General features: G+C 62.7%; 21 protein-coding genes and 1 tRNA gene. 5 read left to right on the forward strand and 17 right to left on the reverse strand.

Annotation, left to right across the window (positions count from 1 at the left end; genetic code table 11):
- Positions 1 to 2 precede the first annotated feature (2 nt).
- From prsK to LY632_RS09455, 4 genes are all read right to left on the reverse strand, one after another.
- Complete coding sequence (gene prsK, locus LY632_RS09440) at positions 3 to 2,069, reverse strand: XrtA/PEP-CTERM system histidine kinase PrsK (protein ID WP_234090889.1); 2,067 nt, start codon at positions 2,067 to 2,069, stop codon at positions 3 to 5.
- A gap of 35 nt (positions 2,070 to 2,104) precedes the next feature.
- The gene (locus LY632_RS09445; protein ID WP_234090890.1) at positions 2,105 to 3,490 is read right to left on the reverse strand and encodes a TIGR03013 family XrtA/PEP-CTERM system glycosyltransferase; all 1,386 of its coding nucleotides are present in this window, start codon (positions 3,488 to 3,490) and stop codon (positions 2,105 to 2,107) included.
- Between the two features lie 124 nt (positions 3,491 to 3,614).
- Positions 3,615 to 3,926, reverse strand: coding sequence for a hypothetical protein (locus LY632_RS09450; RefSeq protein WP_234090891.1), 312 nt, complete (start codon positions 3,924 to 3,926; stop codon positions 3,615 to 3,617).
- Positions 3,927 to 3,997: 71 nt separating this feature from the next.
- Positions 3,998 to 5,374: a short-chain fatty acyl-CoA regulator family protein gene (locus LY632_RS09455; protein ID WP_234090892.1), complete on the reverse strand. Its 1,377-nt coding sequence runs from the start codon at positions 5,372 to 5,374 to the stop codon at positions 3,998 to 4,000.
- Between the two features lie 141 nt (positions 5,375 to 5,515).
- Here LY632_RS09455 and LY632_RS09460 point away from each other — a divergent pair, with 141 nt between their 5' ends.
- The 3 genes from LY632_RS09460 to LY632_RS09470 all read left to right on the forward strand — a co-directional run bounded on the left by LY632_RS09460 (position 5,516) and on the right by LY632_RS09470 (position 7,979).
- Positions 5,516 to 7,114 carry an isocitrate lyase gene (locus LY632_RS09460; RefSeq protein WP_234090893.1) on the forward strand — a complete coding sequence of 533 codons (1,599 nt, stop codon included), beginning with the start codon at positions 5,516 to 5,518 and terminating at the stop codon, positions 7,112 to 7,114.
- 11 nt (positions 7,115 to 7,125) lie between these two features.
- Positions 7,126 to 7,299 (forward strand): hypothetical protein, encoded by a 174-nt coding sequence (locus tag LY632_RS09465; protein WP_234090894.1) that lies wholly within the window; start codon positions 7,126 to 7,128, stop codon positions 7,297 to 7,299.
- Between the two features lie 122 nt (positions 7,300 to 7,421).
- Positions 7,422 to 7,979, forward strand: coding sequence for a hypothetical protein (locus LY632_RS09470; RefSeq protein ID WP_234090895.1), 558 nt, complete (start codon positions 7,422 to 7,424; stop codon positions 7,977 to 7,979).
- A 3-nt stretch (positions 7,980 to 7,982) separates the two neighbouring features.
- Here LY632_RS09470 and LY632_RS09475 read toward each other — a convergent pair whose 3' ends face one another.
- From LY632_RS09475 to efp, 7 genes are all read right to left on the reverse strand, one after another.
- Positions 7,983 to 9,308: an amidohydrolase gene (locus LY632_RS09475; protein ID WP_234090896.1), complete on the reverse strand. Its 1,326-nt coding sequence runs from the start codon at positions 9,306 to 9,308 to the stop codon at positions 7,983 to 7,985.
- Positions 9,309 to 9,376: 68 nt separating this feature from the next.
- Positions 9,377 to 11,146: an SLC13 family permease gene (locus tag LY632_RS09480; RefSeq protein ID WP_370636489.1), complete on the reverse strand. Its 1,770-nt coding sequence runs from the start codon at positions 11,144 to 11,146 to the stop codon at positions 9,377 to 9,379.
- Between the two features lie 93 nt (positions 11,147 to 11,239).
- Positions 11,240 to 11,824, reverse strand: a complete 585-nt coding sequence (locus tag LY632_RS09485) for a hypothetical protein (RefSeq protein ID WP_234090898.1) — start codon at positions 11,822 to 11,824, stop codon at positions 11,240 to 11,242.
- Positions 11,825 to 11,894: 70 nt separating this feature from the next.
- A tRNA-Leu gene (locus tag LY632_RS09490) sits at positions 11,895 to 11,979 on the reverse strand.
- A 72-nt stretch (positions 11,980 to 12,051) separates the two neighbouring features.
- Positions 12,052 to 12,870 carry an inositol monophosphatase family protein gene (locus LY632_RS09495; RefSeq protein ID WP_234090899.1) on the reverse strand — a complete coding sequence of 273 codons (819 nt, stop codon included), beginning with the start codon at positions 12,868 to 12,870 and terminating at the stop codon, positions 12,052 to 12,054.
- Positions 12,871 to 12,889: 19 nt separating this feature from the next.
- Positions 12,890 to 13,240, reverse strand: coding sequence for a hypothetical protein (locus tag LY632_RS09500; protein ID WP_234090900.1), 351 nt, complete (start codon positions 13,238 to 13,240; stop codon positions 12,890 to 12,892).
- 26 nt (positions 13,241 to 13,266) lie between these two features.
- Entirely contained in the window at positions 13,267 to 13,830 is a 564-nt protein-coding gene (efp, locus tag LY632_RS09505) for an elongation factor P (protein ID WP_234090901.1), read from the reverse strand.
- A 129-nt stretch (positions 13,831 to 13,959) separates the two neighbouring features.
- On the opposite strand from efp, the gene LY632_RS09510 reads away from it, so the two are divergent.
- Positions 13,960 to 14,322, forward strand: coding sequence for an elongation factor P (locus LY632_RS09510; protein WP_234090902.1), 363 nt, complete (start codon positions 13,960 to 13,962; stop codon positions 14,320 to 14,322).
- Here LY632_RS09510 and thiE read toward each other — a convergent pair.
- Complete coding sequence (gene thiE / locus LY632_RS09515; protein WP_234090903.1) at positions 14,319 to 14,978, reverse strand: thiamine phosphate synthase; 660 nt, start codon at positions 14,976 to 14,978, stop codon at positions 14,319 to 14,321. The genes LY632_RS09510 and thiE overlap by 4 nt on opposite strands.
- Positions 14,979 to 15,026: 48 nt before the next feature.
- Between thiE and LY632_RS09520 the strand changes: the two genes are divergently transcribed.
- Complete coding sequence (locus tag LY632_RS09520) at positions 15,027 to 15,416, forward strand: hypothetical protein (protein ID WP_234090904.1); 390 nt, start codon at positions 15,027 to 15,029, stop codon at positions 15,414 to 15,416.
- A 3-nt stretch (positions 15,417 to 15,419) separates the two neighbouring features.
- Here the strand turns inward: LY632_RS09520 and LY632_RS09525 are convergent, their stop codons facing one another.
- The 5 genes from LY632_RS09525 to gap all read right to left on the reverse strand — a co-directional run bounded on the left by LY632_RS09525 (position 15,420) and on the right by gap (position 19,710).
- Positions 15,420 to 16,304: a fructose bisphosphate aldolase gene (locus tag LY632_RS09525; protein WP_234090905.1), complete on the reverse strand. Its 885-nt coding sequence runs from the start codon at positions 16,302 to 16,304 to the stop codon at positions 15,420 to 15,422.
- Positions 16,305 to 16,385: 81 nt separating this feature from the next.
- Complete coding sequence (locus LY632_RS09530; protein WP_234090906.1) at positions 16,386 to 17,033, reverse strand: 2OG-Fe(II) oxygenase family protein; 648 nt, start codon at positions 17,031 to 17,033, stop codon at positions 16,386 to 16,388.
- 2 nt (positions 17,034 to 17,035) lie between these two features.
- The gene (locus tag LY632_RS09535) at positions 17,036 to 17,494 is read right to left on the reverse strand and encodes a PaaI family thioesterase (RefSeq protein WP_234090907.1); all 459 of its coding nucleotides are present in this window, start codon (positions 17,492 to 17,494) and stop codon (positions 17,036 to 17,038) included.
- On the reverse strand, positions 17,491 to 18,690 hold the full coding sequence (gene pgk / locus LY632_RS09540; RefSeq protein WP_234090908.1) for a phosphoglycerate kinase: 1,200 nt from the start codon (positions 18,688 to 18,690) through the stop codon (positions 17,491 to 17,493). The genes LY632_RS09535 and pgk overlap by 4 nt, the downstream gene beginning before the upstream one ends.
- Before the next feature lie 12 nt (positions 18,691 to 18,702).
- Positions 18,703 to 19,710, reverse strand: a complete 1,008-nt coding sequence (gap, locus tag LY632_RS09545; protein ID WP_234090909.1) for a type I glyceraldehyde-3-phosphate dehydrogenase — start codon at positions 19,708 to 19,710, stop codon at positions 18,703 to 18,705.
- Positions 19,711 to 19,722 lie beyond the last annotated feature (12 nt).

Raw genomic sequence — 19,722 nt, forward strand, 5'->3', positions numbered from 1 at the left:
GCTTAAGCCGCCTCCTCGTTTGGACCGGGTTTGAGGAACCGCGCTGCCTCGGCAAGCGGAATGGAGATGGAAAAACGGGTGCCGATGCCAGGTCGCGACTGGACGTCGAGCCGACCGCCCATCGAGCGCACCAGTTCGCGCGCTTCGAATGCCCCGATGCCGAAGCCGCCATCCTTGGAAGACACGAATGGCTTGAACAGCCGGTGACGCAGGAACTCGGCATCCATGCCGCTTCCGCTGTCGATCACTTCAATCTTCGCCAGCAAACCATCGGTCGAAATGTCGATCGAAATCGGCATGTCGGGTACGCTGGCGTCGATGCCGTTCTGGACGAGATGGACCAGCGCCTGTTCCAACCCTTCCGGATCGGCCAGTACGACGCAGGGATCGGCGCGGGTCAGGGCAACGGGATGCGTTCCGTTGAAACGTTCCACCACCCGGCGCCCCAGTGCGGCAAGATCGATTTCACGCAGGGCTGCCTCGCCGCTGGTGCCATAACGGCCAAGCCGGGCGAGGAGTTGCGACAACTTGTCCGAACCGCTCCGCAGCGTCACCAGCATATCCTTGCGGAACTCGGGATTGTCGGCGTGTTTCTCGGCGTTGCGCGCGAGCAGCGACAGTTGGCTGGCAAGATTCTTGATGTCGTGCATGACAAAGGCGATGCGGCGATTGAAGTCGTCGAACTTTGCCGCCTCCATCAGCGCGGCATGGCTCTCGTGTTCGGCGAGGTAGCTGGCCAGCTGGCGACCGACGACCTTGAGCAAGTCATAGTCTTCCCAGTCGAGCGGCCGCACATGAGCAGGCCGAGCCAGCAAGACCGCACCACATATCCGGTCGAAGTGCAGCAGCGGGACGAGCGTCCAAGCTTCCTGGATCGCCAGCACGGCATCGGGCAGGCTGTCTCGGTCTTCCTCGTCGGAGCCTCGCAGTCGATCGATCTCAACCACGAAATCCTCCCGTTCAAGCCGGCTGGTGAAATCCCCTGGCAATGTCACCAGTTCGCGTCCGTCATCGGACCAGTTCCAGCTGGCGGCTTCGCGCAGAAGACCGTCCTCTCCAGGCAGGAAGAGCAAGGCTGCCGGGCTTTCGACAATGTCGGCGATGGCCTTAGAGGCACGCTGGTAAAGTGTGGTCTCGGAACTTCCCATATGGCTGATCGTGCGGGCGAAACGCATCCACTCTTCGCGGTAGTCGTAGCGGTGCTGGAACAGATGCTTGAGCAGTGTGACCCGCAACCAGCCACGCAGCTTCTTGGACGGTAGCCACAGCAAGGTGACTGTCACCGCCGCAACCAGGAAGCCGATTTCCGCCAGACGGCCCAGATTGCCACCAAGGGTGGCAAGCAACTGGGCAGCGCCAAACATGAGCAGCAGGTATCCGCCGATCACCAACAGTGAGAGCGTCTGGAAAGTCATCGAATGGCTCGCTCGCAACCTGCGACCGGCCAGTCCGTTACTCGCCCCGACGACGAGCGGGATCGCCATCAGGCCAGCCACGAGGCCGCGCATTGCAGCGAACTCGGCAGCAGGGGCTTCGCTGAGATAGGCGACCACATAATGGTTCAGTTCGAAGGCCCAGAAGCCCGCGAGGCCTGCTGCGCTCCAGCGCAGGGCATCGCGCGTGGCCGGTTCGGCCCCACCGTAGAGGTTGTGCAGGAGAACCAGAGCCCCGATCGAAACGAGGATGTGGAAGAGAAACCCGATCTGGGTGGTGGTTGCCATCAGTGCCGCAGTGACCGCCCAGTTGTTAGCGATATAGAGCAGCACCGGCTGCAACAGTTCCACCATCGCCAGCACGATAACGACCGGCCGCACCTGAGCCATGCTGAGATCGCGACCGTCGTGGGCAAAGAGGCGATAGAGCACCAGAATCCACGCAAGGTTGCGCGCGGCTTCCGCCAGGGCGGCGACTTCGGTGCCAGAGCCGTAAGCCGAAACCACTGCCGCCCAGAGCCCGGTCAAAGCCAGCGCCGCCATGGTCGGTTTGCGATCACCACGCTTGGTCAACGGTCGCCGCGCCAGCCAGATGACCGCCGATGCGCAGCATGCCGCACCGATCAGGTGCAGCATGTTGGAGGCGAAGGTCCAGATGGCGAGCGAGGAGATCAGCGGGCTCCTTCCGGCCAGAGCACGACCCGCAACGTCTGCAGCAGGATCAGCAGATCGAGGAAGGGCGTGTAGTTCTTGGCGTAATAAAGGTCGTACTCCAGCTTGTGCCGGGCATCCTCGATACTCGCGCCATAGGGATAGTTGATCTGCGCCCACCCGGTAATGCCGGGCTTCACCATGTGCCGTTCGGCATAATACGGCAGCTGCTGTTCCAGCTCGTCGACGAACCTTGGCACTTCCGGACGCGGACCGACGAAACTCATCTCGCCCTTGAGCACGCTCCAGGTCTGCGGCAGTTCGTCGATGCGGACCTTGCGGATGAAGCGGCCCAGGCGGGTGATGCGCGGATCGTCCTTCTCGGCCCACTTCGCCCCATCCTTCTCGGCATCGGTGCGCATCGAGCGGAGCTTGAGCACATTGAACGTTTCGCCATAGAGCCCGATGCGGGGCTGGCGGAAGAAGGCCGGGCCCTTGCTGTCGAGCTTCACGAGAAGCGCGAACAGCGCGATCACCGGGAGCGTAAGGACCAGCAAAAGCCCGCTGGCGGCGATATCGAAGGCCCGCTTGGCAATGCTGGAGAAGGTCCGCCCGGCGCTAAATCCGTCCGAGAAGATCAGCCAGCTGGGATTCACGGTATCGAGGTCCACCCGCCCGGTTTCGCGTTCGAGGAAACTCGAAAATTCGTTTACGTGGACTCCCTTGGTCTTGATCCGCAGCAGATCCTTGAGCGGGAGCGAATTGCGCCGCTCCTCAAGCGCCAGAACCACTTCGCTGGCGCCCAGATTGCTGACGAACTGGCCGAGATCATGGATCGCTTCGCGGGCAATTGCTTCGCGGACTTCGCGCGCTGCCTCGGTCATCGCAATGTACGACACAATAACGAACCCGCTTTCGGGTCGCGCGGCAAGGTCGGCCAGCCGCTTGGCGCGGGCGCCGGCTCCGAGTACCACCACCCGCCGGCGAAAGGCCGAGGTCCCGAGGAGGCTGCCCAGAACAAGACGGTTCACCACCAGAACGGCAACCGCCAGCAGCATGGAGTACAGGAGGGTCGAGCGCCACATCGTGGCGCCGGGGAAGAGGAAATCCAGAAACGACAGGGCAATGATGCCCAGGCTGATCGCGACGAGCAGGCGGGTCCCTGCGAACTGCATCGAACGGAGCGCCTCTGCACCGTAGACGCCGACTGCAATCATCGCAGTCCAGAGAGTGAGCGCAAAGGTAGCCAGGAGCAGAAACCGCTCCGACAGAGGTCCTGGATCCATGCCGATTTGAGAGGCTCGGACCAGCCACGCAACCTCTCCCGCCAGCAGCAATAGCGCAAGGTCGAACAGGCCCAACAACAGGACCGCATGGGGTATGTAGTGTTTGAACAGGCGGATCATCTCTCTGCCCGGCGCTCCTTGGCCAATCGACCAATGCACTAGGGCAGAGAGATGAAATGTCGGTAAACTTTACACCACCTCCTTGAGGGAGGCATTACTGCCGCCAGGGATGGTAAACACGGGCTTACCGGGCCGGATTGGCCTTTTGTGCGGCATCGGAAACAGCCTCACCGGCATCCTGGGCGGCATCGCCAACCTGGTTGGCAGCTTCGCCAACTTCATTCGCGGCCTCCGTGATTGCGTTATCCTTGGCAATCTCGACCCCCGAAGTCTGGCTGAGGAAGTAGGCGCCGACGATCAGGCCGAGGACGAGGATGAGGAGGAAGATGTATTTCCCGGCCCCGCCACCTTCGCTGCGGTCGGAGATGACTGTGGTATGGGTGGTCGAAGTCGTCCCGTCTGGGTTCTCGGTGCGGATAATGCGTTCTTCGGTCATCGGTATTCTCCTTGCCGCGTTCAACGCGGATGCTGGCGACAAGGTTCCGGGTCGTTCACATCATTACATGGTTAACTGAACGAGTATGGCAGGTTCGCGCGCGCAATCAGCTCGAAATTTAGGGTCGCCCCCTTCGGAGGAAGCGATCTTTGGCGGCACTCGCGCCAATAACAGCGCGCGCAGCCCAGCCCTATTCTGGTTGCATCTTCGGGTTGCAGCGACACCCCCTGTGCCATCGCGAGGTCAGCTGCAAGGCGGGCTTCAACACCCAGGACAATTGCGAATTGACCTGACGAGGCCCCTTCGGCCGAAGCGACGGCATAGCTCATGGTGAGCCAATGCGACGGACCGCCCGCGCTCTCCTCCAGCATCACGGGCTGGACCAGCCATCCTTCGCGACGGCCGAAAGTGTGGTGCACCTGCCAAAGCGGGCAGCTATGTTCGCCTTCGATCAATGCGGTGCCGGTAGCCCCGGCAATGCGCTTGGAAAATTGCCCCGCCCTATCGAAACGCGCCATGAAAAATGGCAAACCTCGCTGGCCGACCCGATGCAGTGTCGTAAGCCGTTGGGCTACCAGCTCCACGCTGGCCCCGAACCGACGGGTCAGGACTTCGACATCATAGGCAGTGGCATCGCAGGCCCGCAGGAAGCGGCCATAGGGCATCATAAGCGCGGCCGCGAAATACTCGGAGAGGTGCCGTTCGAAGAGTTTTCGTGCCGCATGGTCCGAAAGATCTGCACCAGCGGCAATGCTGGCGATGGCTGATCCTTGCTCCAGTTCTGCAATCTGCAGCGCCAGCTCGAAATTGCGTGAGGCGGGCGAGAGCATCTCGGAGAGCTGGACCTGACGCGCATGGAAATCGAGCCGACGGATCGCGTCGGGCATGACCTCGCGCGGCAGGATGCGGATAGCCAGGTGGTGCTTCTCGCGGAGGCGATCGGTCGCGGCAGCGAGAAAGTCCTGCCGGGACAGGCGCAGTTCGTCCGCCAGCTGTTCCGCCGCCACATCGAGATCGGCAAAGTGGTTGCGCCAGCGATCGATCTCTCGCCTGCAGGCTGCGAGCGGATCATCGCTATGCGGATCACCCGCCCCCTGTTCGTCGAACAGGCGCGCAAAGGCAGCAGCAGCCTGCGGAGCATTGGCGAGGAACTCGACCACTTCATCCCGGTCGATCCCCAGATCATTGAAGCGTTCGTCGCCGAGGCGGCGGGCCAAGCCATCGATGCCCCCGATGGCTTCGTCTTCCCGCAAGTCGCGCGGATCGAAGCCGAATTCCTCTGCCAACTGCACAATCACCCGCGCCGTGACCGCCCGCTGGTTGCGCTCCATCAAAGTGAGGTAGCTCGAAGAGATCCCGAGACGGTTGGCCATGGCGGCCTGCGTTATTCCTTCACGCTTGCGGAGGCGGCGGAGTGCGGCTCCGGCGAAAAGCGACTGTTCGGCCATTGTAACTATCCTTACAAAGTTACATTATTGCAGTGCCTATATCACCAATTTCGACAAGAAAGTCTGTAAGAATCCCTATCTGAGTCACGCTGCGAGTGCGAAAGGTATCGCAACACCCCATTCCCGGACAGGAGATTCGCCGTGACCTACCAGCAAGCCATCGCAGCGCTCGACAAGACCATCACCGCCAACGGTGCGCCATGGAACGCAATCGACGCCGAATCGGCAGCTCGCATGCAGATCCAGAACCGTTTCCCCACGGGTCTCGACATTGCGCGCTACACCGCCAGGATCATGCGCGAAGACATGGCCGCCTATGACGCCGATCCGGCCAACTACACCCAGTCGCTCGGCTGCTGGCACGGGTTCATCGCCCAGCAGAAGATGATCTCGATCAAGAAGCATTTCGGCAGCACCAAGCGCCGCTACCTCTACCTCTCGGGCTGGATGGTCGCCGCATTGCGCAGCGAGTTCGGCCCGCTGCCCGACCAGTCGATGCACGAGAAGACCAGCGTCCCGGCGCTGATCGAGGAACTCTACACCTTCCTGCGCCAGGCCGACGCTCGCGAGCTGGGCGGCCTGTTCCGCGAACTCGACAAGGCCCGCGAGGCACAAGACGCGGTCAACATCCATCGCCTGACCCGCAAGATCGAGGATCACCAGACCCACGTCGTGCCGATCATCGCCGATATCGACGCCGGCTTCGGCAATGCGGAGGCGACCTACCTGCTCGCCAAGAAGATGATCGAAGCCGGTGCCTGCGCGCTCCAGATCGAGAACCAGGTCTCGGACGAAAAGCAGTGCGGTCACCAGGACGGCAAGGTTACTGTCCCGCACGAGGAGTTCCTGCAGAAGATTCGCGCAATCCGCTATGCCTTCCTCGAGCTGGGCGTGCCCGATGGCATCATCGTCGCCCGCACCGACTCGCTGGGTGCGGGCCTCACCAAGTCGATCGCCTATACCAAGGAAGAGGGCGACCTCGGTGACCAGTACAACAGCTTCCTCGACTGCGAAGAGGTCGATCCCAAGGATATCGCCAATGGTGACGTCTTCATCAGCCGCGGCGGCAAGCTGCTGCGCCCGAAGCGCCTCCCGTCGAACCTCTACCAGTTCCGCGAAGGGACCGGCGAGGACCGCTGCGTGCTCGATTGCATCACCTCGCTCCAGCACGGTGCCGACCTGCTGTGGATCGAGACCGAGAAGCCGCACATCGGCCAGATCGGCGGAATGGTCAGCCGCATCCGCGAGGTGATCCCCAATGCCAAGCTGGTCTATAACAACTCGCCCAGCTTCAACTGGACGCTCAACTTCCGCCAGCAGGTGTTCGACGCCTGGCAGGAAGAAGGCCGCGATCTGGCCAACTACGACCGTGCCCGCCTGATGGACGTGGAGTATGACGAGACCGAACTCGCGGCCGAAGCCGATGACCGGATCAGGACCTTCCAGGCCGACGCGGCCCGCGAAGCCGGCATCTTCCACCACCTGATCACCCTGCCGACCTATCACACGGCAGCGCTGAGCACGGACAACCTCGCCAAGCGTTACTTCGGCGACGAGGGCATGCTGGGCTACGTCAAGAACGTCCAGCGCGAGGAAATCCGCCAGGGTATCGCCTGTGTGAAGCACCAGAACATGGCCGGGTCGGACATCGGCGATGATCACAAGGAATACTTCGCCGGTGAAGCCGCGCTGAAGGCCGGCGGTGCCGAGAACACCATGAACCAGTTCGAAGCCGCCTGAGGAGAGGAAGCATGACCGATACCGAGACCAAGCAGACGGAACCCGGCCGGGCACGCGCCCTGCTCTCGACCGCCGACTTCAAACTGCTGCGGCGTGCGCTGGAAAGCCATGCCAAGGCCACCGAAGACCGCGAGGAGCTGGCCAAGATCAATGCCTTGCACCACCGCCTCGGCAATTACGGCTGAGGCCAACGAAATCTCCTGGGGAGGAGACACGGCCGTCGGAGCTTCTCGCTCCGGCGGCCGTCTACTTTTTTCGGTTCAGTGAGCTTGCGATTGGTTAACCGCTTTGCAGCTATGGCAGGGCGATGGCCCGCGCTCGCAAGAAGCAGAAAGTCGACATGGCGAAAATGTATCGCCATTTCGCTGTCATCACCGTCGCACTGACGGCGATGGTAGGTATCTTTGCGGATGGCGAAGCGCAGCAGGCGGTCAAGAGCGAGCTGCAGGAACGCGCGGAGCAAAACAAGAGGACCCAGGCGAACAAAGGCACCGGCAACGAACTGATCCGCCGCGATCCATACGCCGATGGCGGTGTGGGAAGCTTCAGCCCCGACAATGCATTGACGAGTTTCAATGCCGGACTTGGGTCATCGGATTCGAGCAACTTCATCCAGCTACCGGCCGGAGACAAGGACGCCAATACCGTCTGGGGTCGGCTCGGCATTCCCGAAGAGGATTGGTTCACCCTGCCGAAGGAAGTCCGCATATCGCTCGCCGGCACGAATGACCCTATGATTGTCGGGTTGCCTGAAGAGCGGCGTGCAGCGATCAGGAAGCTGTCGGCCGCCTCGCGGAGTCGGGCCCGGCCCGACACCTCGATGGCAGGGAACGCTATCGTGCTGGATGAAGGCGAAGACTTCTAGGCGTCAGCCGCCGTCCCTTGCCATCAGGTCGAGCGTGGCCGACACCATCGCCTCGCTGGCGGTGGAGATCACCTTCTCCGCGTCCGGCGCCCAATAGGGGCTGTGCAGCGAAGGCAGTTCCTTCTCCCCGCGTTCGGCTGCTGCCATTTCCGCCTCCGGCACACCGCCCACCCAGAAAATCAGCGACTGCACATTCTCGCGGTCGGCACGGTAGAACTGGCTGAAATCCTCGCCACCCATGACCGGCGGCATTTGCACCACCCGCTCCTCGCCGAACCTGGCCTTGAGTCCGGCCATCACTTCTGCGGTGAACTCGGGCGTATTATAGGTCGCAGGGGTGTAGGGGTCCTCGACCGTCACGACCGGCATGCGATCTTCCGGCATACCCGCCGCGATGGCTTCGCCCCGGACGATACGGGCAATGCCGTCGAGCAGGAGTTTGCGTGATTCGTCGCTGTAGGACCGCACCGTCAGCTGCAACCGTGCCTCGTCGGGAATGATGTTGTGCTTGGCACCCGCAAGGAAGCTGCCAACCGTCACGACCGCCGGATCCAGCGGGGAGCTTTCGCGGCTGACCAGCGTTTGCAACTTCATCACGATCGCGCTGGCGAGCACGATCGGATCCTTTGTCGTCTGGGGATAGGCTCCATGGCCGCCCACGCCCTTCACCAGGATATCGACGCTGTCGACATTGGCGAGCGCAAAACCCGGAGTGTAGCCGATCTTGCCCGCCGGGAAGCCTGCCGCATCGTGGAAGCCCAGGACATAGTCAGGCTTGGGGAAGCGTTCGTAGAGCCCGTCCTCCAGCATCGCGAGCGCGCCAAGGCCGATTTCCTCTGCCGGTTGCAGGATCATCACCAGCGTGCCTGACCACTGGTCCTTGCGTTCGGCCAGCAACTGCGCCGCACCGACCCACGCGGTCATATGCGTATCGTGGCCGCAAGCATGCATTACACCTGTCGTTACCCCTGAGGCGGGGGTTGCCGTGACTTTGGAGGCGTAGGGCAAGCCGGTCTGCTCGACCACAGGCAGGCCATCCATGTCGGCGCGCAGCATGACCGTCGGCCCATCGCCGTTGCGCATGACCGCGACGACGCCAGTCTTGCCGACACCTTCGGTCACTTCGAAGCCGAGCTGGCGGGCAATTTCCGCCAGCTTGGCCGCCGTCCGCACTTCCTCGAAGCTCAGTTCGGGATTGGCGTGGAGATCGCGATAGAGCTCCATGAGGCCGGGCATGTCCGCCGCTACATCGGCCCGCAGATCATCGGCCTGAGCCGGAGTTCCCGCCAGCGCCAGCAGAGCCGCGCCCGCCCACATTCCAAAACGCATATCCAACTCCCGGAATCCCCTAGTCACCGATACTTTTTGCACAGTGCTCCAGCTTAGGAAAGCCCGCCTCAGCGCATTCCCGGATAGGTCAGCACCAGCAGGATCGATAGCGTCGTCACCATCAACGCAACCAGCGGCACGCCCGTGCGAATGTAGTCTTTGAACTCGTATGAGCCTTCCGACATGATCAGCATGTTGGTCTGGTAGGCGATCGGCGTGGCATAGCAGAGGTTGCAGCCGAACAGCACCGCGAGGATAAGTGGCTCCGCCGGCAGGCCCAGCTGGTTGGCAATGCTGTAGGCGATGGGCGTGCCAACCGTTGCCGCGGTGGCATTCGAGGCGAAATTGGTCAGCACCGTCACGAACAGCATGATCGTCGCCAGCACCAAGGCGGGCGCGAGGTGCTGCAACCCGCTCGCCAGAACCAGACCGAGCCAGTCGGCTGCGCCGCTTTCGTCGATAATACGGCCGATAGCGATACTGGCGGCGACAAGCACGATGACCTTGGCCGACAGCGCCCTGCCCACCCGGTCGAACTTCACGCAGCCGGTGACGAACATGAGGATCGCGCCTGCCAGCGCGGAAATGGCAATCGGCAGCAGGCCGATCGAAGCGAGCCCGACCGAGCCGATCATGATTCCTGCAGCCAGAGCCGCCTTGGACTTGCGTGGAAGCTCGCGTGTGCCCTCGAGCTGCAACAGGCTGTCGGCTTGGGCAAAGGCCCGCAAATCGGCAGGCAGGCCCATAACGAGGAGCACGTCGCCTTCGGCGATCAGCAAATCGCCAGCCGGGGAATAATCCATCCGGTCACCGACCAGGCGGTCTGGACGATGCATGCCCAGCACCGCGACACCGTAGAGGTCGGCGATGCCGGAAGTCGGCATGGAGCGGTTGATCAGGCGAGAATCGCCGGTCACCGTCATCTCGACGACGACGATATCCTCGCCTGTCTCACTCGATTTGCGGCGGATCTTGTCGGTTACCCAGACAGGTGCGACTTCCGCACCGATAACGCGCATGGCGTCTTCGAGGCCATCATGCGTGCCCGAAATCAACAGCCTCTGCTGCGCGTCGATAGTGCCTTCCACATTATCGTGGACCGTTATGTCGGCGGGCAGTTTCCGAAGCAGGGTCGAAACCTCCTGGCCGACCAGCGACGAGCCCTCGCCAACCCGCAGCCGGGTGTAAAACCGACGCTTCTGATGCAGGTCCTCGACCCGGTTGTCGCCCAGCATCCGCGGCATCACCAGCCAGAGATAGGGCAACGCGATGGCCGCAGCGACGATCACAATGGGGGTGTAGTGGAACACGCTCATCGGCCGCATGCCGAGGTCGGTCGCGATGGAAACGACGAGGATGTTCGTCGAGGTGCCGATCGTAGTGGCCATTCCGCCGATCAGCACAGCCGCGTTGACCGGGATGAGCGTCTTCGACGCAGGCATTCCGCCACGCGCTGCCAGCGAGACGAAAATGGGTAGCAACAGGACCAGCACCGGCGTGTCGTTGACGCCCATGGACAAGGTAAAGGCAATCAGCAGGCTGACCAGCAGGCCGAGCTGGAGATTGTAATTGAACACGCGCTCGAGGAAATAGGCCGCCGGTTCGAGTGCGCCCGTGACCACAAGGCCCCGCCCCATGATCATCAGCGCGCAAATGGTGATCAGCGCGTAATGCCCGAAGCCGGCAAAAGCCAACGCCAGGCCGTCGATCGGCTTGGTATCGGGCATGGGGAAGAAATACAGCCCGACCGCTATCACCGCGATGGTCAGCAGCGAGACGATTTCCACCGACATCCGTCCGCGTGCGAAAGCGACGAACATCGCAATCGTGACGGCCATGGCGGCTATCGCGTGGAAGGAAGGGGCGGCAATCATCGAGTGGGCAAAGGTTACCCGCCCATGCCCCTCTCCGCAATGACTAGAATTACCGGATCAGGCCTCAAACCGCTGCGCCAGCACGCTTATCCCGAAAAGCGCCGTGGCGGTGGTGCCCGCTGCACCGGCTTGCATAACCCACGCCATCCCATCGGCCATGCCGAGCAGGTTGAGACCCACAGCCGCCGCTCCGGCGATGACGGTCAATCCTCCCAAGCCCTTTGCCAGTGCCGTTGCCCTGCCCCAGGCAGCGAGCCCTGTGCCGATGGCGGCCATGCCGATCATCGCCTTGGCATGAAAATAAAGGAAGAACGCTCCGCCCAATACGCTGGCAAAGACCTTGGGGTCCTTAGCTTCAGCGGCAGGGCCGAACTCGGCCAATCCGATCCCGAGCTGCAGGATATTGACTATTCCGGCGAGTGCGACGGCCGACCACACGAGCGGCATGGTACCGCGGGCGATCAACGCCAGCGCAGCCATCGTGAGCACGGAGTAAAGCGCCATCTCGCTCACCCAGGTGATCTTGCGCAACAGCGCATCGTCAGTGGGGGACACCTCACCAATATAGAAGAGTTGCGTCGCCACGGCGGCTAGCAGGGTGATTGCTATGATGATGGCAGCACGGCGTGGTGTGAAGGTCATGGCTGGTCCCCTGTTCTGACGAAACTGGTTCGTATCCCAGGGGGCAAGGGTTACAGCGACGTTGGAAAAGTGGTGCCCCTGGCCCGACTCGAACGGGCACTCCGTAAGGAACTCGATTTTGAGTCGAGCGCGTCTACCAATTCCACCACAGGGGCAAGCCGTGCGAGCGCGGCGGATAGCGCCGCTTGAAAATTACTTCAAGGCATCCTTGCCGCACAATCGCTACGCTACTTGAGCGCGTTCGCCAATAATTTGTGCAGCTTCGAATGCAGCGCATCGTTCGCCGCCAGCACCTGCGCCGAATGGATCGGCTGCGAACGTCCGCGATAGTCCGTCACGAAGCCCCCCGCTTCGCGCACGAGCAGGCAGCCCGCGGCGGTATCCCAGTCGTTGAGGCCGCTTTCCCAGAACCCGTCATAGCGGCCAGCAGCGACCCATGCGAGATCGAGCGAGGCAGCGCCGAAGCGGCGGATGCCCGCAACTTCCGGCCCGATGGCACCGAAGATACGGCTCCACTCGGCGAAATCGCCGTGACCCTGGAACGGGATGCCGGTCGCGACCAGCGCTTCGGGCAGCGAGCGGCGCGCCGAAACGCGCAGACGCGCATCATGCAGCCATGCACCGCGGGTCTTTTCCGCCCAGAAGGTCTCGTCGGTGATCGGCTGGTAGATGACTCCGGCGGTGACTTCGCCCCAGCCCGAACCGTCGAGCTTCGGTTCCTGAACCGCGATGCTGATCGCGAAATGCGGGATGCCGTGGAGGAAGTTGCTGGTTCCGTCGAGCGGGTCGATGATCCAGCGCGGTTTCGACGGATCGCCTTCGATGATGCCCGCTTCTTCCAGCACAAAACCCCAGTCGGGCCGCGCGTGCAGCAGTTCGTCATAGATCGTGCGCTCGGCCACCTGGTCGGCCTTCGAAACGAAGTCGGCCGGTCCCTTGCGGCTGACCTGCAAATGCTCGATTTCGCCGAAGTCGCGACGCAGCTTGCCACCCGCCTTGCGCGCGGCTTTCTCCATCACCCGGATGAGACCCGATACGGCTGCCATTGGTAGTGATACTTTCCTGTCAGTCGAACGCGACGCGGATCGAGCCCGCGGTCAGTTCGATTTCGCCCCAACCGCTATCGATATGGGCGTAGTCTTCGGTGATCATCGCAGAGTGGATGATACTGAGGTCCTGCTGCTCGCCTTCAACCACCTTGGTTTTGCGGATATGGAAATCATCCAGTTCGGCAAAGCGGACGAAGCCCTGCTTGTAGCAGCCATCCTCGCCCGGCTGCGGTGGGACGAAGTCGGGATGATCGGCCTCGAGCCGGAAATCCATCTCCAGCGCCAGTGACTTGTCGTCGTAGATCACGCCGAGGATGAAACTTCGGTCGAGATCGATCTTGTCGAGTTTGGGATGCCTGTCGGACATGGCCGCCTCCGCTTGCTCCGCCTCAGTTAGCCGGCCTTGCCGACGTAGGCCTGTTCATACACGTCGACCACAATGCGCGTGCCGCTTTCGATATGCGGCGGGACCATGATCCGCACGCCATTGTCAAGGACGGCAGGTTTGTAGCTCGAAGATGCTGTCTGCCCCTTAACGACGGCGTCAGCTTCGACGATGGTCGCTTCGACCTGGTTGGGCAGTTCGACCGAGATCGGCCGCTCGTCCCACAGCTCGAGCATGACTTCCATGCCGTCCTGCAGGAACGGGCGGGCATCGCCCAGCAGGTCGCTCGGCAGGTTGATCTGCTCGTAGGTGTCCTTGTCCATGAACACCAGCATCTCGCCGTCTTCGTAGAGGAACTGGTAGTCCTTGGTATCGAGACGGACCTTCTCGACCGTGTCCGCGCTGCGGAAGCGGACATTGGTCTTGCGGCCATCGATGAGGTTCTTCATCTCGACCTGCATATAGGCTCCGCCCTTGCCTGGCTGGGTATGCTGGATCTTGGCGACCTTCCAGATGCCGCCTTCATACTCGAGGATATTGCCGGGACGGATGTCCACGCCGCTGATTTTCATGTCGAAGAGCCTTCAGTGAGGTGTCTGCGCATCGGCACAGCACGGTATTGCGAGCGCCCCATAGCGAGGTGGTCACCTGCGGGCAAGGTTGGTGGCGCTATCGGCGCTCGCATGGTAGAGGCTCGACCCGTGAAACGCGCACTCATCCTGCTTTGCACCACCCTCGCGGTCCCTGCCTTCGCCCAGAATGGCGCGCCGCTCGGCACCTTGCCTGTGGGTCGCTACCAGTGCTCGCTGCCCGGTGACGCCGGTGGCGCCGCGTGGCTGCCCATCGAAGGCAAGAAGTTCTCGATCAAGAACGCCTCGCGCTATCTCCATGAGGATGGAGAGGGGACATATCTGCTAGCGGGGGACGATCTGGTGTTCACCCGCGGCCCGATGAAGGACGAACGCTACCGGCGGACGGGTGCCAGCATGCTGCGAATGAAGAACGCCGACGGCACTCTCAGCCGTATCCGCTGCGTGCGCACCGGCCCGCTGCAATCGGATTAAGCGCGGATCGCCCTGGCAAAGGCCTCGACCGCGGCCCCCTCATCAGCGTTCCATACAGCGCCCGATACGGCGAGGAAGTCGGCGCCGGCCTCAACCAGGGGGCGGCAGTTTTGCGGCGTGATGCCTCCAATCGCGACGCACGGTATCTCGAACAGGGTCGACCACCATTCGAGGATTTCCGGTTCGGGTCGATGCTCGGTTTCCTTGGTGCCCGACGGGAAGAAGGCACCGAAGGCGACATAGTCCGCACCGCGCTCACCCGCTTCCATCGCCAGGTGCTTGGAGGAATGGCACGTCACGCCGATCTGAGCCTCGCGGCCCAGATGCTCGCGGGCATCCTTGGGATCGCCATCGCCCTGCCCCAGGTGCACCCCATCGGCCTTGAGCCGTTTGGCCAGGGCAATGCTATCATTGACGATGAAAGCCACGTCCCGCTCGGCACAAATCGCCTGCAAGGGATCGGCGAGCCGCGCCGCCTCGTGCTGGTCCAGCCCTTTCACGCGAAACTGGAACGCAGTCACGATTCCGTCGCCCGCATCGATGGCGCGCGCGAGCCGCTGGGGAAAATCACCATCCACATCGAGTGGTGAAATCAGGTAGAGCTGGCAATCGGTCATGGCGCGCTCCGTATCGCGATAAGGACGCGTCGTCGACATTCAGATTCAGGCAATCCGCATGCGCGCTATCTTGCCTCCATGAACCGCATGATCCGCCTCGGGCTCCCCGCCCTGCTCGCACCGCTCGCCGCCTGCGCCGTTATTCCTGACGCGCCCATCGTCGAAGGGACCCCGCGCGCCGAACTGTCCCCGGTGGCGCTGGGCCAGCCCGTTTATGTCGGTGATGTGGTCGTCACGCCCAAGCGCGTCGTCGAGGACAGCCGATGCCCCATGAACGCGCGCTGCGTCTGGGCCGGCCGGTTGATTGTCGAGACCCGCATCGATGGCGCTGGCTGGCGCGACACGGCCAACATCACGCTGGGCGAAACCTATGCCACCCATGGGCAGGTCGTCGCCCTGGTGTCGGGAGAACCTGGCCGGATGACGAACGAGGAAACCGCGCCGTCGCAATACCGGTTCGTCTACGAGCCGCGCTGATTCTCAGACGGACGCAGCGGCGATCTGGTCGATCGCCTTGCCGAGAACGTTGTCGAATTCCTCGTCCGACTGCCCCTTGCGCAGGTCTTGCAGGAGCCCGCGACTGAAGCTGGCGATCATGCCCGGGTTCTTGGCGAGTTCCTCGCAGGCCTTGTCGGTCGAATAGCCCCCTGACAGGGCCACAACGCGCAGCACCTTCTGATGACGGGTGAGTTCCGTGTAGAGGCCCGCGGTCTTGGGGATCGAAAGCTTGAGCATCACCTGCTGGCCTTCCGGAAGAGCATCGAGACCTTCATAGATCGCGTCGAGCATAACAGCCTCGCCATCGGCGCGGTCTTCGGCCGTGATGTCATATTCCGGTTCGAGGATCGGCATCAGCCCCGCGGCAAGGATGCGCGCGCCTTCGGCAAATTGCTGATGCACCACGGCCTTGATGCCGGCGGCGTTGTTCGATTTGATGACAGAGCGCATCTTGGTCCCGAACACGCCCAGTTCCTTAGCCCGCGCGCACATGTCCTCGAGGCCCGGATTGGGCTTCATCAGCTGCGCCCCGTCACGTTCGTCCTCGAGCCCCTTGTCGACCTTCAGAAAAGGAACGATGCCGCGTTCCTTGAGGCGCGCGGAAACGGGCTTGCCGCCGCTGGTCCCCTCCATGGTTTTCTCGAACAGGATCGCGCCGATGACCTTGCCATTGCCGAAGCACGGACTTTCGATGATCCGGCTGCGCATGGCGTGGATCTGGGCGAACATCTCGTCATCGCCCGACCATTCGCTGTCCTCGACCCCGTAGCCGCGAAGCGCCTTCGGGGTCGATCCGCCCGACTGGTCAAGTGCAGCGATAAACCCCTGGCCGGTGGCGATGCGGGCGGTCATTTCCTGAAAGTTCATGGGTATTCGTGTCCTGTCTACGCTTCGCGTGCATACGTATGCGCGGCCCAATAGCCACCAGAACCGCAACGGGCAACGGGATTAACTGCGGTTATCGGCCGTCAGTGCCGCCACAAGGTTGATCGCGATCGAGATCCGCGTCCCCTCGCCTTGGAAAGGCCGCACAGCATGCTGCAACCAGCTTGGAAACATCACAATCATGCCAGTCTTGGGACGGATCGAAAGCTCTGTCTGTTGTGGTTGCCCGTTCGCCTCAAGCATTCGCAGGTCCGGTGCTGTCATGCGAACCATCGGCATACGCGGGTCGAGCAATTGCAGTTCACCGCCCAGTGCCGGACTCGCATCGCCGTTGTAGCCATCGTCGATATAGGCAACTGCCGACCAGAAGCTGCCCGGATGGAAATGGTACTGGTTGGCGTGACCCTTGTGGCTGACGTTGGCCCACATCTCGGGGATCCAGCCGAAGAGGTTCGCCTGCGGACTCTTGGCATCGAGTGTCTGGGCATCGGCCATCTGCATCGCCTTGAAAGCGAGCGCGCGGGCCGCCTCCCCGCCCCAATCGATCATCTGCGTGTTGGAGTGCCACCCGCCGATATTGGAGATAGAAATACCCCTGTCATCGCGCGCATGCTCGGCCTCGATGGCCTGTCGCAGAGCCATGATCCCCGCCTCGCTCTGCAATGTATCGACAACGAAGGGTGTCGAAAACAGGCGGCGGGTTTCGGCCACGGTCAGTCGTTCCGCCGTCCGACCTTGCGAACGATGCCGTTGAAACGCAGCGCGGCCTTGCCATCGGCTGTGACGATGCCGGCGATGAAGATCGTCTTGCCGCCGCCGCGCACGACCTCGCCCCGCGCCTCGACCAGCTGGCCGACATAGACAGGCTCGAGGAAATCGCCGGTCAGGCTGAGCGTTACCGCATGGTGTTCGAGCAGCTCATCCCGGGCGATCGAGAACAATGCGCCATCGGCGAAGGTCATCAAACAGCCGCCGTGCATGAAGCCCGCGCCGTTCATGTGGCGCTGCTCCGCGCGGAAGGCGACCAGTATGCTGCCGTCGTCTTCGCGCTTCTCGTAGAAGGGTCCGGCGCGGTCCTCGAAAGGATCGCCGTGCCAATAGGTCCACCCGGCGAACTCACCCTCGGTGCAGGGCCTGCGCCCGCCTACGTTCTCTGGCGGCTGTTCGCTCATGCCTGGAGCGCCTTGACCCCCGGCAGTTCCTTGCCTTCCATCCATTCGAGGAAGGCCCCGCCTGCGGTAGAGATATAGGTCACATCGTCGGTTACACCGGCATGGGCCAGCGCCGCGACAGTATCGCCGCCGCCCGCAACGGAGATCAGCGAACCATCCTGGGTCAGGGCCGCAGCGGTTCGCGCAAGCGCGACCGTGGCGGCATCGAAAGGCTCGATCTCGAATGCGCCCAGCGGGCCGTTCCACACGAGTGTGCGGCAGGTCTTGAGCACATCGCCCAGCGCCTCGACCGCCTGCGGGCCGACGTCGAGGATCATCTCGTCTGCGGCGACCTCGTGGACGTTGCAGGTGCGCAGCGACGGCGGATTGGCGGCAAACTCCTTCGCCACCACGACGTCATAGGGCAAATGCACCGTGCAGCCGGCATGGTCGGCCGCGTCCATGATGGCGTTGGCGGTAGCGGCCAGATCATGCTCGCACAGGCTCTTGCCGACATCGACCCCGCGCGCGGCGAGGAAAGTGTTCGCCATGCCCCCGCCGATGATGAGGTGCTGCACCTTGCCGACGAGGTTCTGCAGCACGTCGAGCTTGGTCGAAACCTTGGCCCCGCCAACCACTGCGGCCACCGGCGTCTGCGGAGTGCCGAGCGCGGCGTCGAGCGCCTTCAGTTCCGCCTCCATTGCGCGACCGGCATAGGCCGGAAGCACATGCGCCAGCCCTTCGGTCGAGGCATGGGCGCGATGGGCGGCGCTGAAAGCGTCGTTGACGTAGAAATCGCCATGTACCGCGATCGCCTTGGCGAAGGCAGGATCATTGGCTTCCTCGCCCGGCCAGAAGCGGACATTGTCGAGCAGCCCGATGTCGCCATTGCCGAGAATGCCGATCGACTGTTCGACCACCGGGCCGCTGACCTCGGGGATGAACATGATCTCGCGATCAAGCACCCGCTCGACATCGCCCTGCACCATGCTGGTGCTCATGGTCGAATGCCGCGCCCCCTTGGGTCGCCCGAAATGGGCAAGCAGGAGGACCTTGGCGCCTTTTGCCGACAGTTCGAGAATGGTCGGTTTGACCGCTTCCACCCGCGTGACATCGCTCGCCCGGCCTTCGTGCATCGGCAGGTTGAGGTCGACGCGGACAAGCGCGACCTTGCCGGTTACGTCGCCAAGGTCGTCAAGGGTTTTGAAGGCGGCCATCAGTCGATCACCTCAGAGGAAGCTCGCCACCACGCCCGAGGTGTCGATCATGCGGTTGGAGAAGCCCCATTCGTTGTCATACCAGCTGACGACTCGGGCGAGCTTACCTTCAAGAACAGCGGTCTCGAGGCTGTCGACGGTCGAGCTGGCCGGGTGATGGTTGAAGTCGCTGCTCACCAGCGGCTGCGTGGTATAGTCTAGCACGCCCTTCATCGGGCCTTCGGCGGCAGCCTTCAGCGCGGCGTTGAGCTCTTCGGCGGTCGTCTCACGACCGGGGACGAAGGTCAGGTCGATCAGGCTGACATTGGGGGTCGGAACGCGGACCGACGAACCGTCGAGCTTGCCCTTGAGTTCCGGCAGCACGAGACCGACCGCACGGGCTGCACCGGTAGTGGTCGGGATCATGTTCTGCGCTCCGCCCCGCGCCCGGCGCATGTCGCTGTGCATCTGGTCGAGGATGCGCTGGTCGTTGGTGTAGCTGTGGATCGTGGTCATGAAACCGCGCTCGATCCCCACCAGCTCGTGCAGCACCTTGGCTACCGGAGCGAGGCAGTTGGTGGTGCAGCTGGCGTTCGAGATGATGTCATCGTCGGCGGTCAACGTGTCATGGTTGACGCCATACACCACGGTCTTCGAAACCCCCGTTGCCGGAGCCGAGATCACCACGCGCTTGGCACCGGCGGCGATATGCCGACGGGCCGCTTCGTCCGACTGGAAGAAACCGGTGCATTCCATCACCAGGTCGATGCCCATGTCCTTGTGCGGCAGATCGCCCGGATTGCGCGCGCTGGTCACATGGATGCGCTTGCCGTTGACGATCAGGTCGTTGCCATCGACGTCCACGGTGCCCGGGAAGCGGCCATGGGTGCTGTCGAAACCGAACAGCAGCGCGTTGGCCTTGGTATCGGCGAGATCGTTGATGCTGACCAGCTCGAGATCATGGTCGGTCCGCTCCAGCAGAGCGCGCGCGACGAGGCGTCCAATGCGCCCGAAACCGTTGATGGCAACCTTGGTGGTCATGGAAGAACTCCT

It is taken from the genome of Erythrobacter sp. SDW2, from assembly GCF_021431965.1.
Taxonomy (GTDB): Bacteria; Pseudomonadota; Alphaproteobacteria; order Sphingomonadales; family Sphingomonadaceae; genus Parerythrobacter.

Excerpts from the sequence above, each read along its gene's own strand:
- prsK (WP_234090889.1), bottom strand. The coding sequence starts at position 2,069 with ATGCTGCACCTGATCGGTGCGGCATGCTGCGCATCGGCGGTCATCTGG.
- LY632_RS09445 (WP_234090890.1), bottom strand. The coding sequence starts at position 3,490 with ATGATCCGCCTGTTCAAACACTACATACCCCATGCGGTCCTGTTGTTG.
- LY632_RS09450 (WP_234090891.1), bottom strand. The coding sequence starts at position 3,926 with ATGACCGAAGAACGCATTATCCGCACCGAGAACCCAGACGGGACGACT.
- LY632_RS09455 (WP_234090892.1), bottom strand. The coding sequence starts at position 5,374 with ATGGCCGAACAGTCGCTTTTCGCCGGAGCCGCACTCCGCCGCCTCCGC.
- LY632_RS09465 (WP_234090894.1), top strand. The coding sequence starts at position 7,126 with ATGACCGATACCGAGACCAAGCAGACGGAACCCGGCCGGGCACGCGCC.
- LY632_RS09470 (WP_234090895.1), top strand. The coding sequence starts at position 7,422 with ATGGCCCGCGCTCGCAAGAAGCAGAAAGTCGACATGGCGAAAATGTAT.
- LY632_RS09475 (WP_234090896.1), bottom strand. The coding sequence starts at position 9,308 with ATGCGTTTTGGAATGTGGGCGGGCGCGGCTCTGCTGGCGCTGGCGGGA.
- LY632_RS09480 (WP_370636489.1), bottom strand. The coding sequence starts at position 11,146 with ATGGCCGTCACGATTGCGATGTTCGTCGCTTTCGCACGCGGACGGATG.
- LY632_RS09485 (WP_234090898.1), bottom strand. The coding sequence starts at position 11,824 with ATGACCTTCACACCACGCCGTGCTGCCATCATCATAGCAATCACCCTG.
- LY632_RS09495 (WP_234090899.1), bottom strand. The coding sequence starts at position 12,870 with ATGGCAGCCGTATCGGGTCTCATCCGGGTGATGGAGAAAGCCGCGCGC.
- LY632_RS09500 (WP_234090900.1), bottom strand. The coding sequence starts at position 13,240 with ATGTCCGACAGGCATCCCAAACTCGACAAGATCGATCTCGACCGAAGT.
- efp (WP_234090901.1), bottom strand. The coding sequence starts at position 13,830 with ATGAAAATCAGCGGCGTGGACATCCGTCCCGGCAATATCCTCGAGTAT.
- thiE (WP_234090903.1), bottom strand. The coding sequence starts at position 14,978 with ATGTCGACGACGCGTCCTTATCGCGATACGGAGCGCGCCATGACCGAT.
- LY632_RS09520 (WP_234090904.1), top strand. The coding sequence starts at position 15,027 with ATGATCCGCCTCGGGCTCCCCGCCCTGCTCGCACCGCTCGCCGCCTGC.
- LY632_RS09525 (WP_234090905.1), bottom strand. The coding sequence starts at position 16,304 with ATGAACTTTCAGGAAATGACCGCCCGCATCGCCACCGGCCAGGGGTTT.
- LY632_RS09535 (WP_234090907.1), bottom strand. The coding sequence starts at position 17,494 with ATGAGCGAACAGCCGCCAGAGAACGTAGGCGGGCGCAGGCCCTGCACC.
- pgk (WP_234090908.1), bottom strand. The coding sequence starts at position 18,690 with ATGGCCGCCTTCAAAACCCTTGACGACCTTGGCGACGTAACCGGCAAG.
- gap (WP_234090909.1), bottom strand. The coding sequence starts at position 19,710 with ATGACCACCAAGGTTGCCATCAACGGTTTCGGGCGCATTGGACGCCTC.